Genomic DNA, 16,997 nt, shown 5'->3' with positions numbered 1-16,997 from the left:
CTATATCCTACCATATACTTATTTTTTATATAATTCTCTATTTTTATAGAAAAACCTCTATTTTATTAACAAAATTGCGCGACAAAAATCCCTAAAAACATACACTCTTGTTAGTTTTATTATAAAATAAAAACTACAGAAATTTATTCTTCATAAACTCCTGTAGTTTCCCTAATATTCACATCTCATAATTAATTCTTTTTCATTAGTATCTTCATCTATTTTTTCTTCATATAAAATGAAGCCTATACTTTTATAAAATTCTACTGCCTTTTTATTGTTTTCATATACAGCTAAACTTAGTGTATGGTATCTTTCCTTTACAAAATCCACTAGTTGGCTGCCAATTCCCTTTCCTTGGCTAGATACGTCCACAAATAATGCTCCAATAAAGTCATTATTTAAAATGCTTATAAATCCTTTTATATCATTACTTTCTTCATAAATAAATGTTTTAGACATTGGTATATATACACCTTTGACCTCGTTATACTTACCTAGCCAGTATTCCTTATCTATAAAACTATGTGCCTCTATAGTAGCATGTTTCCATATTTCCATAACTTTATTTATATCATTTGTTTCTAATTCCCTAATCATAATCTTTCACCCTTCTTAAACACACAATACTTCTATAAGTATTCATTTATTATATTTATTAATTATTTTTTTTATTGAGCATTCTGATAAGAAAAACCTTTCAGCTAAAACTTTTATATTATTTCCTTTATTATATAATAGAAAAATCTCTTTATTTCTACTATCTATTAAATCTCTAGTTCCGCTTTTACATCCCCAAGATGTTCTCTCTTTTGCCTTTGGAATGTATATGATTTCTCCATCTATATATTTTTGTATCTCTTTTACCAATTCTTCTGGTAAAACCTGAGCTCCGTTTATATATTGCACTACCTTATCCTCCGAATTTAAAGAATCATAAAGACTCTTTAAAGAGGATTATTACACTTTAGTAATGTAAAAGTTTCCTCTTTAAAGAGCAACTAATCCAGCATTAAAGTGCTTCTTAGCTAACATAAATTCACCCCCACCTATTGTCATTAAACTTTCTTGCTAAGCTAATCTTACTATATGCTAAATTAAATTTAAATAGAAAGAATAATTATAATCATTCTTTACTCACGATTATAATTTTAGTGAGTTATACATTCTTTCATAAATGTAAGACCTTGCTTCATATTTTTATGTTTTAATGACTTTGCATCAAACCTAAATATCTTAAAAACTATTTGAACAAAATAGCCTATTCCAAGTGCATTTATTAATGTTCCAATTCCAACAAATCCACCTAAAAACCACCCAACAGTTAATGCTGCAATTTCTATAGCCGCTCTTATAATTCCTACTGGCTTACCTGTAATCTTTGCTAGCACAATCATAAGTCCATCTCTAGGACCGCATCCCATTCCACATGCTACATATAAGTAACTGCCTATCGCTATTAAAAACATTCCTACTATCATCATAAATATACCTGAATATATATTATTGCAAACAGGAATAATATTTCTATATATTATAAAATCTATAAAATATCCAATCACTAATATATTAGCTATAGTTCCAAGTCCTACCTTAAGTCCTAGTATACTTGTGATTATCACTATAGCTACGCCAACTATAATACTGGCCTGACCCATAGTTAAACTAGTTAAGTTTGTTAAGCCTTGATGGAATACATCCCATGGACTTAATCCTAAATTCGAATTAATTGCCATTACGGTTCCACATGCGCATAATGCAAATCCTAATGTCATTTTCATTATAATTTCTAATATCTTATACATAATATTTCCTTCCATTAACTAACTTTTTTCATTTCTATCTTAACATATTTTTGTTAAACTTTATTACCTTTTCTTATTGACTATTTCTAATATAAAATTCTTTATAATATATTTACTTAAGCTAATAGATAAAGTAATAGGAATTATTTATATACTCTGCTTTATATTTTTTACACAGTTTTTTCAATAAACTCTTTATCTTATCCTTATTTTCAGCAGGACTTTTTAAAAGGTCATTGTAATTCTCTCTTTCTTTTATTGTTACTTTGTCCTTTATATATCCATATACATGCTCTGCTGTATTTACAAAATTCCCTTCATCAAAAGACTCTTGTAGGCACTGGTCAATATACATGTAAACCTCTTTCATATGCACCTTAGAATTTACTAAGCTGCTGCACTTTTTATAGTAAGAATAATTCTTTTCCATTAAGGAATATTTATATTTTGCCCACTGCTTTGTTCTCTCTGATATGGCCAAATCCTCCTTGAGGGCATATGTACATTTTATAGCTGATACTTCCTTATCCTTAACTTCAAGCATCACATCCGCATCCAAATTTTTAATACTTTCTATGTAGCTTAAAAAGTTTTTAGTAATAACAAATTTAGAGTGAGCTCCACCTTTCTTATCCATATCCTGATCTGAATAATGAAGTTTTACCCGTCCATCCTCAGCTTTCCATGTGCTTTTCACAGCATTTAAAATATCTTCTATTTCTAATGAGCAGCAGTTAAGTTTATGATGAAGATTATCAAAAACCGCTGGAATACTGAGTTCATTACAAATATCTAATACATCCTCTATGTTATAACTTTTATCATCATTTTCAACTATGAGTCTTTTTTTCATGGAATCTGACAATCTATAGAAATTATACTTAAACCTTTCTATTGCAGAATGCTTATCTCCGTATACTCCTCCAACATGAAGTACAATCTTATTGGAATAATCAGCTTCCATACTATCTAAAAATCTGCAATGATACTCCAAATCTGCAATACTTTTTTTCACCACCTCTTCATTTGGAGAATTTAAAACCGTATATTGTCCTGGATGCATTGAAACTCTAATGTTATTTTTCTTTATAAACTGCCCACATTCTCTGAGTGCTTCCCTATGAGTATTCCACCATTTTATTTCGTTAATAGAATGACTACCAAAGGGTATAATATCAGAACTTATTCTAAACATATAAATTTCATTTTCTTTATTCCATCTTAATATATTTAGTAAATCCTTTATATTTTCTCTAACGCATTCATTAAAGATATTCTCATTATAATTTTTTAACATAAAGCTTCTTGAAGTTTTATAGGGCAGAGAAATTGGAGTGCATGCATATCCAATTCTATTATTAAGCAATTAATCTCACCAACTTTCTTTAAATTTTTCAATAGTTTACTTAATAACAATTTGAGTCCTTCATTTTGTTTTATCTTATTTCTATTATAATCATTAATTATTCATTCTTCCTAGTTATTTTTTCCACACTTCTGCCAACTATGTTCTAACTTATAGTATTTTTGTATTTTTATTGTAACCAATTGCTGGATAAATAAGTATATACTTATAAGTATAAAATATATTAAAACATTAAAAGAAAGGAATATAATAAAATGAAAAAAATACTATGTTTAGGGCTTATTTGTATTTTAGAACTTGGGAATGGATCCTATGCATTAGCTGAGGAAAATCCTACAGCAATTCAATTTAATGATAAGAATACACCTACAGATGTTGAAACTAATATAACTGTTAAAACTAAAGAAATTAAATATAAAAATGACGCAATAGATGTAAATATAAAAATTCCAGTAGTGGATGGAATTCAGGACAAATCTATACAAAAGAAAATAAATGATATGTTAGAAGAGGAAATAATAGCATTTAAACTGGATTTAGAAGAAACATCAAAACTTGCGTTAAAAGATTCTAAAGAATATGAATGGGCAATGCTCCCCTATGCTGCTTTTGTAGATTATAAAGTTCATACTACTCAAAATAACTTATTAAGTATTTCAGTTATTTATTATCAATATACAGGCGGTGCACATGGCTCTACATTACAAAATAATTTTAATATAGATTTAGATACTGGAAATGAAGCTACATTAAAGGATTTTTTCTATGAAGGAGAAAATTATAAGAAAATAATAAGTAGTGAAATAAAAAAGCAGATGGAATCAAAAGAAGCTGGCTATTTTGAAGATGCTCTTAGCGTAGTAAGTTCAATTTCAAATACTCAATCCTTCTACGTTAAAGATAACAATATTGTTATCTGCTATGGACATTATGAAATTGCACCCTATGCAGCAGGCATTCAAGAGTTCAAAATTCCTTTCTCTTCTTTTGAAAAAGGTGTAAAAAAAGATATTGATGTGAAATATCCTCAAGTAAAAGTTAAAGAAAAAACAATAAGAAATACTACATCTGATTTAAGAATTCCAATAGTACACGGACTCAAGGATACAAACTTGCAAAGCAAATTAAATAGCAGCTTTGAAAAAGATATAATGAAATTTAGTGACAAGATAGAGAAAATCGCTAGGGAACGCGAAAAGGAATCAAGGAAAAATGATAATGGAATATATGCCTATACACATTTCAATGCAAATTATAACGATAATGATTTACTAAGTATTTCAGTTAATTATCATGAGTATACAGGTGGCGCTCACGAAAATTATGAAAAGATAACTAAGAATATAAATATTAATACTGGAGAAGAAATAACTTTAAAGGATTTATTTAAAGATGAATCAAAATACAAAGATGTGATAAATAAAGAAATAAATAAACAAATCCAAGATGCTGCGCAGCAAATGAAAAAAGATATAGAACAAAATGGAGGTATATACAAAGAGGAATATGCTAATCATAAAAACTTTAAAAGTATTTCAGATACACAGTCATTTTATATTACCCCTGGCAATATTGTAGTATATTTCCCATTATGTGAAATCGGTACTTACGATGAGGGAATTCCTGAATTTAAAATTCCAATATCTCAAATCAAGGATGATATAAAAACAGAGTTTTTAGAGATTTAATTTTGCTATATAAACTACTTCCTCAGCAATAATAGATACACCTTCTACTTTATATCTTACTATAAAAACTACAGAAATTTATCCTAAGTAAACTTCTGTAGTTTTGTTATTAAACTTAATTTATTATATCTTTTATATCATTATTTTTTCATAAGGAATTGATAATATTTGTTGTAATATTTATACTAGTATTATAATGTTGAATAAATTTAGGATAAGAAAAGGTATTTACTTATGAATAATAAATTATATTTTGTTTTTAATAATGATCAATTACTAGCTAAGATAGAAGATGGACATGTATTAATGCCTACTGATAATGATTTGAAAACCTTAAATATAACTTTAGATAATTTATGTTTTCTAACATCAAAGGATAATAAAGATTTTCTTTTTGGAGAAGTGCATACATCCTTGAGTAATACTTGTGAATTTAAATTTTATAAATTACGTATACTTATAAGCCTAATGGATAACGCCTTTTTTAATTTAGCAGCAAAAGCCTTTCATCTTTTAAAATGGAGTAGTACATATAAGTACTGCAGCAAATGCGGAACCTTAGTAAAGGATAAAGAAGATGAAATAGCAAAAATTTGTCCTAAATGCCGCTTTATTAATTATCCTAGAATATCTCCTGCTATAATAACAGCTGTCACTAAGGATAGTAAGCTACTTCTTGCACATAATACTAATTTTCCTAAAGACATGTACAGCGTAATAGCAGGTTTTATAGAACCTGGTGAAACCTTTGAGGATTGTGTTCGGCGGGAAGTTTTTGAGGAAATAGGCATAAACGTTAAAAATATAAAGTATTTTGGCAGCCAGCCTTGGCCTTTCCCTGACTCCTTAATGGTAGCCTTCACTTGTGAATATGACAGCGGTGAGGTAAAAGTTGATGGTATTGAAATTGATGATGCTTCTTTTTATAGTGTAGACGAATTTCCTAATCTTCCTTTAGGAGGGAGTATTGCTAGAAGGCTTATAGATTGGTTTATAAATTATGTGACCAGACCCTTGGAATAAAATAGTATTAACTATGGAACAAAAACTCCAGAAACCTATTTTTTATAAATTTCTGGAGTTTTCACTTGCCACTTGCCATGTGGGTGGCACTAATCAAAGTCTTTTTTATTCATGAATATTCTCTCTTACCTTTAGTGACTTTATGGATAGAGATAATTGTATTATCCTTATGACAGAGATGATCCCTATTACCCCTGCTAAAATTGATAAAGCTGCATTATCTAGAACAGTGATATTTCTATTACTCCAGTAAGAGATATTAATCAGTGGTCTACTAATATAACTGATATACAACTCCATAAGAAGCATAAAAATAAATAGATAAATATACGGCTTCCTTCTTTCCCTTAAAGATATAATTTTATCGCGTACATTGCTATATATGCCAAAACGCTTCCCGTTATTTCTTTTTTCTAAAATGAGAAGTTCTCTATTAATCATTCCTTGAGATGTTGCCATCTTTCCACCTGGATTTGCGTATGGCCGATACTTAACTCTCCCCACCGAAAATTGTCCAAGGTTCAGCGGTTTTTGAAAATATTTAATTTCCACTTCGCCTAAAAAGTTCTCATATTCTTTACGCTCTGAAATGGTTTTATTTCCAACGTAATCCACTGCATACTGGTATTCCATTGGCTCGCTTTTTTCAAATTTATAAATAAACCAACCTGCCTTTGATAATCTAAATCCTTCTTTGGCTTTTTCATTTAGCCATTTTTCTTGTCCTTCAATTGGATTTATAAAAATCTTAAACTTGTTTATCACTATTCAACCCCTCCACACTTGTAATTTCCATTCCTATATTGTAAATTTCCTTCAACCTCTCTAATTCCATGTTTACTTGCGCTTTGCCTAAATCAGTAATAATATACTCTTTCTTTCGTTCTCCTTTTATCTCAGGGCAAGAAGTAATCCATTTTTTCTTTACTAGATTATTAATAGCACCATATAATGTACCTGGCCCAAAAACAACCCGTCCCTTCGTCTTTTCCTCTATAAATTGCATCACACCATAGCCATGATTGGGTTGGTACATAGATAATAAAACCAGTAACGCTGTCTCCGTCAATGGAGAGTCTTGTATTTTATCTTTCAATTCTTACACCTCCTAAAGTGACTTGATATTTAAGGAATTTCTTATAAAAATAACCCTATCATACATAGATTTATTGCTTCTTAATACTAATCATCTTTCTATTACGCCTTACGTAGTATAAACTCATTATATCGCCATGCGTAGTACGCGTCAAGTAGTAAATAAAAAAATCTAGCAGTATTGTAATCTGCTAGATTAGAAGTTCTATATCTATTAAATAATTTTACTTAATCTATCTTTTAAATTTACTTCCTTTTCAATGAGCCATCCTTCTTCTTCACAGGTATCTCCCCACTGAACAATGTCAGTTATTTCATCCTTAGTTAACTCAACAGATATTTTATCAATAACTCTCAAATTTTCCTCGTAATATCCATTATACATTTTTAAAGCATTGGTTTCTCCTTTTAACCCTAGAGAATATACTGGTATTCCTTTTGCATCTTTATGATGTGCTACAACATAAAGCCTTACTCCATGATTCTTTTTATCCGCTTCTAAGTTAATATGTTCTACCTCAACTAAAGTCCCCAATGGTATTTTATACTTATCCATAGATTTCACACCCTCTCACCATATAATTTCTACATAAAAGCCTTTTCTCCTTTATTTCAGAAACTTCTTTCAACTTTCAATCAAACTATACTCTAGTATAGTTTCTTATTTTAAAAATTCTTAAAAGAAAGCTCTTTATTAGAGTATATATACTATATTTGATTACCTATAGATTTTTTTTAATGCTTTTTCAAGCCTTTCAAGGGCCTTTTCAATTACATGGGTTGGGGCTGCTAAATTTATTCTTTCATATCCACTTCCCTCTTCTCCAAAGATATAGCCTTCATCTAGGAAGAATTCAGCTTCCATATGCATAAACTCTTCTAATAGCTTATTTGTCATTTTAAGTGTCTTAAAGTCAATCCATTGCAAGTAAGTTCCTTCTATCAATGGGGCTTTTATTTTGGGGAAATTACTCTCAAAAAACTTTGTAACAACCTTTTGATTTGTATCGATTAACTCAATTAGTTCTTCAAGCCAGCCTTCACATTTTGTATAACCTATTTCACAAGCTTTATAGCCTAATATGTTCACGGTCCCTCCACGAACAACAGTAATTGCTTTTTTAAACTCTTTTCTTAACTTTTCATTTGATATAATAATATTTGAAATTGCAAGACCTGCTAAATTAAATGTCTTAGATGGTGATGTGCAAGTGATAAGTCTATCATTTAGTTCTTCGCTTATTGTTGCAAATACAGTATGATTATATCCAGGCATGATTAAATCATTCCAAATTTCATCAGATACTACAATCAAATTATTCTTAATAGCTATTTCAGCTAACTTTTCTAATTCTTCCTTATTCCACACCCTTCCAACTGGATTATGCGGACTGCAAAAAATAAGTAATTTATTTTTAGAATCTTTAGCTAGCTCATCAAGTTTATTATAATTAATTGTGTAATAGCCATTGGTGTTAATAAGTGGACAATTAACAAGTTCCCTTTCATTGTCAGCAATAGCCATTGAAAATGGGTAATATACTGGCTTGAATATAATTACGCCATCACCTGGGTTAGTAAAAGCTCTAACTGCCGCATAAAATGCATCTACAACTCCAGGAGTATTTACAATCCATTCTTTCTTTATATCCCAATTATGTTTAGTCTTTTGCCAAGCTATAACCGCATTATAAAATCCATCATACGGCATTGTATACCCAAGAATGGCATTATCTAAAAATTTCTTTAGCCCATTAATTATCTCTGGTGGGCTTTTAAGCTCCATATCTGCCACTGAAAACGGAACTATATCATCTGTAATATGCGGATTCCAAGCATACATTTGTTCCCACTTTTCAGAACCAGTGCCTTTTCTTGGTACCAATGTTTTAAAATCATACTTCATCTCTTTCCCCCTTAAAGATTTTAATTTATATATTAATATATTAAATAAGATACTTTATACTAATGATATTTGTTTTAAAAACATTTTAGTTGTTAAGCACTTTACCAATGTATGTAAGTTTTCAAAATAATCACAAAATCATTTTACCATATATCATTTCCTATTTATATATATTATCCATAAATTGAAAATAATTACATATGAAGCTAGATAATTCTTAATTTAGTATTCATTAATAAATTTTCATCGACTAATGAAAGTACTATTTCAGAGAATTATCAAATTTTATTTTAGAATCTTTTCAAGTGTTATTACAAAGTCAGCTTTATTGCTAATCATATCCGATAAAATCTTATATGTTTTTGTATGTACATCACTAGTATTTTCTGTAAACCTTCCTTGGATATCAATAATTAAAGAATATGTATTTTTTTCTAAGACAAGTGAAAACTCTAAAAAATCTCTAATATTATTAATTTCTGGTTCATATATTTTTTTACTAAATTCATTTATTAAAAAGGAAATTCTATCATAAATTCTTATATCAATTTCCTCAAAACTCTCATCACCTATTTCCTTTTTTAAGGCTTCATAATACTCAATGGTGCTGTTGATTTTCTTTATTAAAATCTTTGGTATTATCTCCATTGATGGGATATTATGTTTTCCTTGCTTTATATTTTCATAAATTTCTCTTTTTCTAATTGAAATGCTTATAGCTTTATTAAGCAAATCAATAATATTATATGCCATATTATCACCTCAAAAACTATTGTTGTTGTAAAATCACGTCTATGCAAATTTAATTAAAAGATTTTTTAATGTAATTTCAAATAAAAACTTTAATAAAATTCGTAGTCTGCATTAAACTTTTTCATCATAATAAAATAATGATAATTATAACATGTAAATATATTATTTGTAAGTAAAAAAGAAGCACCAGAATAATCTAATGCTTCTTTTTTAGTCCTTACTGAAAAGCTTATTCTATTTCATAACTTTTTTCGCACTTAACTTTACCACTAGCATATCTAACTTGAGCAAATATAAATGCAAAAACTACAACTGCAATATTTCCAAGAAGTAATGGTAAAGAAAGACTTGAACCTAGTAAAACAGCTTGAAGTGCATAAATTAAAACTGCAACTGTAACTAACGCTTTAGTCACAGCTCTAGATACTTTTAGAGGTGACTTTTCCCATGCTTGTGGCATTACTTTACTAACGTTTAATAAACATAATGCTACCATTGAGTTAAGTACACTTCCTACGGTAGTTGTAATTTTAGATAAAATACTTATATCTAAGTTAAACACAATTGGTAAAAATCCTATCATAAAAAAGAATGTTAATAAAATTATTGGGGTTTTATATTTTGGATGTAATGTTGCTAACTTATTTGGGAACCAACCATCATTACACGCCTGCATAATTGGTTTTGTTGCTGATGCTAATTGTGAGTTAAGAGTTGATATTAGAGCAAACCAGGCTCCACCTATTATAAAAAATACATAAAGTGACTTAGGCAAAGTTTTACCTGCAACCATTGTTAAAGGCTTATTAGCTACTTGCTCTACTGGTAGCACTCCTGCTGCAATTGTAGCCATGAATGCATACAAAACTGCAACTCCTATTGTGGAGGCAATCATAACTCTTGGAATATCTTTTGTTGGATTTTTAGCCTCTCCAGACAAATTAGCAATAATTGATGCGCCGCCTGTTGCAAAGGTTAGAAGTGCAGATGCTCTGAGTAGTCCAAGCATTCCACCTGTCATAAAAGTTGCTTCATTTAAATAATTAGGTTCTAACTTAGTTATTCCAAATACAGAGAAAGTAGTTAATGCCAAAACTAATGTAACAACTATAACATTTTGAAATTTAGAAAACTTATCTATTCCCTTCATATTTAGCACATACAGTAATACAAGTATTCCCACCGCTAATAACTTTCTAGGTAACATTGGCAAGAACGGCATTGCATAATCTGCAAAGGATAAACAATACATAGATAGGGATACATTGGTAAGTATATATATTATTGTATAAGCTCCGGTCCATTTTTCCCCTAATAAGGATCCTATCACTGAATATGCTCCACCTCTAAATCTAGCAACAGTATTTATCAATGTTAATGGATAATACGAAATTAGCACCATTATTGCTGAAAGTACAAATGCTATAGGAACAGCTCTTCCTGTCATGCCTATGGCTACTCCTGTTAATGACATAATACCTGCCCCAATGATTTGTCCTATAGATGCACCCATTAAATCCCAAAAGCCTAAAGTACGGTTAAGATCTTTAGTCGATGTTTGTTTCGACATCTTTATTTCCCCCCAATATTTATTTTATTAATATAAATTGGTAACTTTTATACAATAGGATTTAAGTTGGTTTGTTATTTATAGACCTTTTTCAATGCTTGTCCAAGTCTCCCTAGGGCTCTTTCAATTACGTCAGTTGGTGCTGCTAAGTTTATTCTTTCATATCCATTTCCCTCTTCCCCAAATATATAGCCTTCATCTAGGAAAAATTCAGCTTCCATATGCATAAATTCTTCTAATTCTTTATTTGTCATGCCTAATGTTCTAAAGTCCATCCATTGTAGATAAGTTCCTTCTACCAATGGTGCCTTTATTTTAGGAAAATTGTCTTCAAAGAACTTTTTAACAATCTTTTGGTTTGTATCAATCAACTCTATTACTTCTTCTAACCATTCACCACATTTTGTATAAGCTAACTCACAGCATTTATATCCTAGTATATTAATTGTTCCTCCATGTACAACATCAACTGATTTTTTAAATGTTTCTCTTAATTTTTCATTTGAAATGATAATATTTGAAGTTCCCATTCCTGCAAGGTTAAAACTCTTGGATGGAGCTGTACAAGTTATAAGCCTGTCATTTAATTCTTCATTTACTGCAGCCATTACAGTGTGCTCATATCCTGGCATAATAAGGTCATTCCAAATTTCATCTGATACAACAATCAAGTCATTTTTAATTGCTATTTCAGCTACCTTTTCTAATTCTTCTCTTTTCCATACCCTTCCTACTGGGTTATGTGGACTGCAGAAAATAAGCAACTTATTTTTTGACTCCCTTGCCAATTCATCAAATTTATCGTAGTCAATTGTGTAATATCCATCTGTATTAATTAATGGACAGTTAATTAATTCTCTTTCATTTTTCTCAATTGCCATAGCAAATGGATAATATACTGGTTTGAAGATGATTACACCGTCTCCAGGGTTTGTAAAGGCTCTAACTGCTGCGAAAAACGCGCTTACAACTCCAGGTGTATTTACAATCCATTCTTTTTTGATATCCCAGTTATGCCTTGTCTTTTGCCAAGCTATAACTGCATCGTAAAATTCGTCATATGCCATTGCATAACCTAAAACAGCATGATTTAAAAATTCTCTCAAGCCCTCAATTACTTCTGGTGGATTTTTAAGTTCCATATCTGCTACTGATAATGGTACTACCCCATCTTTAGCATTAGGATTCCAGCCATACATTTGTTCCCACTTTGCAGCTCCAGTACCCTTTCTTGATACTAATGTTTTAAAATCATACCTCATTCTTTTTCCTCCCTTAAGGATTAAAATTTATACATTAATATCTTAAATTTAAGATATTATATGCTAGTGCTATTTTACTTTTAAAATATTTTAGTTATTAAGCTACTTAATTATTAAGTACTTTATATTATATATATAGTACATGTGGCAATTTTATGAAAATCAGAAAATTATTTTGCAATATATTTAAAATATTTTTTATAGTTTTGGTTGTAATTTGTGAATACTTACATATTATGGTATAATGAGTTTACATATATTTGGAGGTACTGTAATGAAAGAAGCTACTATATCTAAAGAAACTTTAAGTATAAAAGATAATCCAATAAGTACTGAAGATGTTACAGAAGTTAATGAACTTTTTGAAAATCTTAGCAAAAATGCTAATGTATTATACAATTTTGTTTTAGCTTACACGGATTATATTAATACCAAACGAGATTATGGTACTAACGAAGAACTTTCGATGATGGAGGCCCATGTGCTCACTGACATTGCCGATAATCCTGGAATTACAGTAACAGAGTTATCAAGAACTTGGGATAGAACAACTAGTGCTATATCGCAAACAGTTCGAAAATTAATAAAAAAGGATTTGGTTTATAGAGTAAATTCCAAAGAAGACGCTAAAATTTTTCTTCTTTATCCATCTGAAAAAGCAAAAGCTTTTAGTATTGCACATAAGAAGTATGATAATATAAATATAGTTAAAACTAACAAACATTTATTAAAAAAATTCACCGTCCAGGATTTGTGTATTTTTCATGATATTATGAACGAATACACGAAATTATTAAAAGAAAATAAACATAAATAGAATTAAAACGCAACTTCTAAGATTATATATTATACAAATATAGAGGCTGCGTTTTATTATAGAAAAATCTATTATTTTTAGTATTATATCAATTTAAGTAACTCATCTATATCTGGTACATCTCCAGCATCCTGCCCATAATGCACAAATTTGATTATACCTTCTTCATCTATTACAAAAGTAGCTGGAAGCTGAAGTTCATTCCCTTCATATTTACCATGAGTTAGTCCTAGTTTTTTAGCTTCTTCTACTTTTTTAAATAAATTAAAAGAGCCTAGTCCTAACATATTCTTTGCTGCTGAAGTATTATACAACTTATATAATTCTTGTGAAGGATCACAAATAATTGCAAACGGTATGTCTCCTTTACTATCTTGCTCTCTTATAGTTTCAGGCTCACTTTGTAATACCACAAATAATTGTGTATCCTTCTCTTTGAACCTTTCATAGTTTTTAATAAACTTTAAAATTTGCAGTTGACATACCGTGCAGCCATAATATCTTAAAAAAACCAATATACGTCTCTTTCCACTTGTACTATCATAAAAATTATTTTCTAAATTCCATGCCGTCATAAAGTTAAAATCCGGTGCTTTCATACCAATTGATAATTTTTCACTCATTTCCCATTTACCCTCCTGATCAAATTAATTTATATATTAATATCTATAAATAAAGATATAATATTAACTTTTATAGGCAGAAACACTTAGTCTCTCAATGTTTAAAATATACGATATACTAAGTAGCTATATAAAGAACTAATTACAACAAAAGAAAGTACTACAGGCATAGTTTTTTTTACTAAATCTATAAATGAAGTACCATAATGCTCTGTAACTATTGCCAAACATACATGAGATGGAGAAATTTGCATAGCTATATAATTCATACACATAAGACATAACATTAATGCTACTCCCCCATTTGGTATAGTTGCATATGCTAGAGGCAGTGCTAAAGCTATCATAGCTTGAGATCCTGCTACCAATGTTCCAAAGAAAACTATTAATGCGAAAATAACTACTGATGGTATTGGTAATACAGAGAAATAATCTGGTAGTCTTTCAATTACTCCCGTAAAAGTTAAAACCTCTTTAAATATCATAACTACCATAGTGTTAAAGATTAACTTAGTTTCTATTGCTGATATAAACATTGGCTTTATTTCTTTAAAGCTAAATTTATTTAAGATAATGGACAATATAATAACTGGAATCACAGCTATATGAACAGATATCTTTAGTATTAAAATAATTGCTATAGTTAGTGCTATAGTCCAAAGACTAATTACTAAATTCTTAATATCTTGAAGCTTATCATTTGATTTCATAAGTCCAGTATCTTTAGGAATTTTTCTAACATAGAAAAAATACCCTAATAAAAACAATACTGCTACCATAGGAAGCATTCCTAAAACAAATGCAGTCATGTCAACACCAGTGAGGTTTAATGCTAGTAATATAGATGAATAGGTTGGTAGGAATGATTCTGAAATGTGCCTAAAATAGCTGCTTATAAATGTCCTTTCTTCTTTAGTCACATAATTTTCACAAGCATTATCAACAATAGGAGCAGCAATTAGTACCGCACCTGCAGATGGCAATAATCCAATTACAAAAGGTGCAACCATTGCATTTACTCTTCTATTATTAAATAAATTACTTAAAGATCTTTCAGCTAACATTAAATGTCCCCTTTTTTCCAACATTCTTTGCACAAACGTAATTGAATAAAAGGCTAACACAAGATAAATTGTTTGTTTACTAAAAGCCCCCACTGCCATAAGTTTAATAGATTGTAATGGATTTATTTTATAAAGAATAATAGTAGCTGCAATACCTGCTAATATTGATGCATACAAGGGTTTATTAAATTTGATGACTCCAATAATACAGGTAAAAATCAAAATTAACTTTATTATGTCCATGATATCCATTTCCCCCTTTAATCAGTAACTTTGAGGTTAATTATTAAGGTGCTTAATTATTAATTACATTAATATATATAAATATATTTTTAATTTTATGTATATAATATAAATTTTTTCTAACTTAGAAGATTAAAATTTCTCTACTAGTAATGAAAATACCATACGGACCTCGAAACTTAAAACAAGTCTATAGACTATAATATATTTTTAATTTATATTATATCCTTATGTAAATATTTTACAGTTATGTTGAATATAATCTAAATAAAAGTTAATTCAATTAATAAAGTCCTATGCATTAGAAATGGCTCATACTATCACAAAATAATATATAACTTACAATTTTAAGGGGGATAACTATGAAAAAATTGACTTCATTATTTTTAACTGCTCTATTATTAATTGCGCCTTGCGGCCATGTATCTGCCCAAACTAATAAAGATGCAGAGACTAATTTAAAAAGCATTAATTGGAATCAAAGACATACTATGGAGTTTCACGAAAGTCTATTAAAAAACTTATCTGATCAATATCCTAAAATAGCAAAAACTTATCCAATAGGCCATACCTGGAGAGAACGAAAGATAAATGCTATCGAGCTAACCAGCAATGCAAAAAATGAGAAAGATAAAACCGGTATTGCTGTAATTGGAAATATTCATGGAAATGAGCAGGAATCTGCTGAAAGTGCATCTTACACAGCTTGGTGGCTAGCTACTAATTATGATGCTGATAAAAAAGTAAAAAATATCTTAGATAATTATATAATATATATTGTGCCTGTTATGAATCCTGATGGATATGCCCAATCACTTATATATCCAATCAGAGAAAACTTAAGACCTACAGATCGTAATGGAAATAATATAGTATTTAGCGACCCTTACAAAGATACAGATGGAGACGGCATAATAGCTGACATATACGTAGGTGCTAAAAATTCAGCTATAAAAGATAGAAAAAAAATTGGCATGGAGAGCCCTGACTGGGACAAAAATGGGGTATTTGGCGACGATCCAAAACAAAGTAATATCGACCTAAATAGGACATTTGATTATTTATGGAATTACTTAGATGTGGATGCAAACCCAGTACTAGGTGGGAATGCATATACAAGGGCAGGATCTAACCCTGCTACAGAACCTGAAGTAAAAGCTGTTCAAAATTTCTTAATGACAAAGAAAATTCATGCTTTAGCAACTCTTCACACAGGTATACAATGTGTATTGACACCATGGTGTAATACTTCTGAAAAACCAAAAGATGCTCAGTTTATGGAAAAAGTGTCCCTTGATATGAAAAACGCACTTGAAAAAACTACCGGCAGAAAATTTTATGCAAAACAATCCTATGATGATTATCCTACTTCTGCAGAAATGATAGATTGGACATACGGAAGACTTGGCATCCACTCCTACACCATCGAAGTCTATGCTGGTGGAAAATCAAATCCAAATGGTACAATTGATGAACAATGCACATGGGAAAATGAATTACCAGCAGATCAATGGATATACAAGGGTGAATGGAATGGAGTTAAGGATGTATGGTTTAGGAATACTTCAAAAGCTCAAATGGTGGGAGTTGCTCCCCCAGAACAGATTAAAATGGTAGAGGGTGCAAAAGACTCCATACTTACTATGATATACAGCGAGCCCTATGGACCAGGTTCAGAAGTTCCAGATTACCTATTATGGGGAAATGGCTGGTAAAAATTAAATAAATAAAAAGTCATATATTATTTTGTGAAAACCTCTGAATTAATGTTATTCAGAGGTT

Annotated in this window: 16 protein-coding genes and 1 pseudogene; 4 read left to right on the top strand and 13 right to left on the bottom strand. The window is 29.8% G+C overall.

Going from position 1 to position 16,997, the window contains the following annotated elements; all coding sequences use genetic code 11:
- Positions 1-171: 171 nt before the first annotated feature.
- The 4 genes and pseudogenes from DP68_RS02860 to uvsE all read right to left on the bottom strand — a co-directional run bounded on the left by DP68_RS02860 (position 172) and on the right by uvsE (position 3,171).
- On the bottom strand, positions 172-600 hold the full coding sequence (locus DP68_RS02860) for an N-acetyltransferase (RefSeq protein ID WP_035305807.1): 429 nt from the start codon (positions 598-600) through the stop codon (positions 172-174).
- Positions 601-642: 42 nt separating this feature from the next.
- Positions 643-939 (bottom strand): annotated as a pseudogene (locus tag DP68_RS02855) (CD3324 family protein); the annotation flags it as partial.
- A gap of 212 nt (positions 940-1,151) precedes the next feature.
- The gene (locus DP68_RS02850) at positions 1,152-1,805 is read right to left on the bottom strand and encodes a membrane protein (RefSeq protein WP_035305801.1); all 654 of its coding nucleotides are present in this window, start codon (positions 1,803-1,805) and stop codon (positions 1,152-1,154) included.
- 121 nt (positions 1,806-1,926) lie between these two features.
- A complete protein-coding gene (gene uvsE / locus DP68_RS02845) occupies positions 1,927-3,171 on the bottom strand; it encodes a UV DNA damage repair endonuclease UvsE (RefSeq protein ID WP_035305799.1) in 1,245 nt (414 codons plus the stop codon).
- Between the two features lie 254 nt (positions 3,172-3,425).
- On the opposite strand from uvsE, the gene DP68_RS02840 reads away from it, so the two are divergent.
- Positions 3,426-4,859: a DUF4163 domain-containing protein gene (locus DP68_RS02840; RefSeq protein WP_035305796.1), complete on the top strand. Its 1,434-nt coding sequence runs from the start codon at positions 3,426-3,428 to the stop codon at positions 4,857-4,859.
- Between the two features lie 234 nt (positions 4,860-5,093).
- Complete coding sequence (gene nudC, locus DP68_RS02835; protein WP_035305793.1) at positions 5,094-5,882, top strand: NAD(+) diphosphatase; 789 nt, start codon at positions 5,094-5,096, stop codon at positions 5,880-5,882.
- A gap of 105 nt (positions 5,883-5,987) precedes the next feature.
- Here nudC and DP68_RS02830 read toward each other — a convergent pair whose 3' ends face one another.
- The 7 genes from DP68_RS02830 to DP68_RS02800 all read right to left on the bottom strand — a co-directional run bounded on the left by DP68_RS02830 (position 5,988) and on the right by DP68_RS02800 (position 12,468).
- Entirely contained in the window at positions 5,988-6,647 is a 660-nt protein-coding gene (locus tag DP68_RS02830) for a DUF2812 domain-containing protein (protein WP_291546969.1), read from the bottom strand.
- Positions 6,631-6,978: a PadR family transcriptional regulator gene (locus tag DP68_RS02825; RefSeq protein ID WP_035305791.1), complete on the bottom strand. Its 348-nt coding sequence runs from the start codon at positions 6,976-6,978 to the stop codon at positions 6,631-6,633. The genes DP68_RS02830 and DP68_RS02825 overlap by 17 nt, the downstream gene beginning before the upstream one ends.
- Positions 6,979-7,191: 213 nt before the next feature.
- Positions 7,192-7,533, bottom strand: a complete 342-nt coding sequence (locus tag DP68_RS02820) for a hypothetical protein (RefSeq protein WP_035305789.1) — start codon at positions 7,531-7,533, stop codon at positions 7,192-7,194.
- Positions 7,534-7,695: 162 nt separating this feature from the next.
- The gene (locus DP68_RS02815; RefSeq protein ID WP_035305787.1) at positions 7,696-8,883 is read right to left on the bottom strand and encodes a MalY/PatB family protein; all 1,188 of its coding nucleotides are present in this window, start codon (positions 8,881-8,883) and stop codon (positions 7,696-7,698) included.
- A gap of 285 nt (positions 8,884-9,168) precedes the next feature.
- A complete protein-coding gene (locus DP68_RS02810; RefSeq protein WP_035305785.1) occupies positions 9,169-9,636 on the bottom strand; it encodes a hypothetical protein in 468 nt (155 codons plus the stop codon).
- A gap of 229 nt (positions 9,637-9,865) precedes the next feature.
- Positions 9,866-11,206, bottom strand: a complete 1,341-nt coding sequence (locus DP68_RS02805) for an APC family permease (RefSeq protein ID WP_035305782.1) — start codon at positions 11,204-11,206, stop codon at positions 9,866-9,868.
- Between the two features lie 74 nt (positions 11,207-11,280).
- Positions 11,281-12,468 carry a MalY/PatB family protein gene (locus tag DP68_RS02800; RefSeq protein ID WP_035305779.1) on the bottom strand — a complete coding sequence of 396 codons (1,188 nt, stop codon included), beginning with the start codon at positions 12,466-12,468 and terminating at the stop codon, positions 11,281-11,283.
- Positions 12,469-12,742: 274 nt separating this feature from the next.
- On the opposite strand from DP68_RS02800, the gene DP68_RS02795 reads away from it, so the two are divergent.
- Positions 12,743-13,285, top strand: a complete 543-nt coding sequence (locus DP68_RS02795) for a helix-turn-helix domain-containing protein (RefSeq protein ID WP_052085609.1) — start codon at positions 12,743-12,745, stop codon at positions 13,283-13,285.
- An 83-nt stretch (positions 13,286-13,368) separates the two neighbouring features.
- Here DP68_RS02795 and DP68_RS02790 read toward each other — a convergent pair whose 3' ends face one another.
- Complete coding sequence (locus DP68_RS02790) at positions 13,369-13,908, bottom strand: peroxiredoxin-like family protein (protein ID WP_081957067.1); 540 nt, start codon at positions 13,906-13,908, stop codon at positions 13,369-13,371.
- Between the two features lie 101 nt (positions 13,909-14,009).
- Complete coding sequence (locus DP68_RS02785) at positions 14,010-15,215, bottom strand: DUF401 family protein (RefSeq protein WP_291546964.1); 1,206 nt, start codon at positions 15,213-15,215, stop codon at positions 14,010-14,012.
- 362 nt (positions 15,216-15,577) lie between these two features.
- Here DP68_RS02785 and DP68_RS02780 point away from each other — a divergent pair, with 362 nt between their 5' ends.
- A complete protein-coding gene (locus DP68_RS02780; protein WP_035305773.1) occupies positions 15,578-16,930 on the top strand; it encodes a M14 family metallopeptidase in 1,353 nt (450 codons plus the stop codon).
- Positions 16,931-16,997 lie beyond the last annotated feature (67 nt).

Source organism: Clostridium sp. HMP27, assembly GCF_000765165.1.
Classification (GTDB): domain Bacteria; phylum Bacillota; class Clostridia; order Clostridiales; family Clostridiaceae; genus Clostridium_AK.
This window is presented reverse-complemented; position numbering and strand designations above follow the sequence as displayed.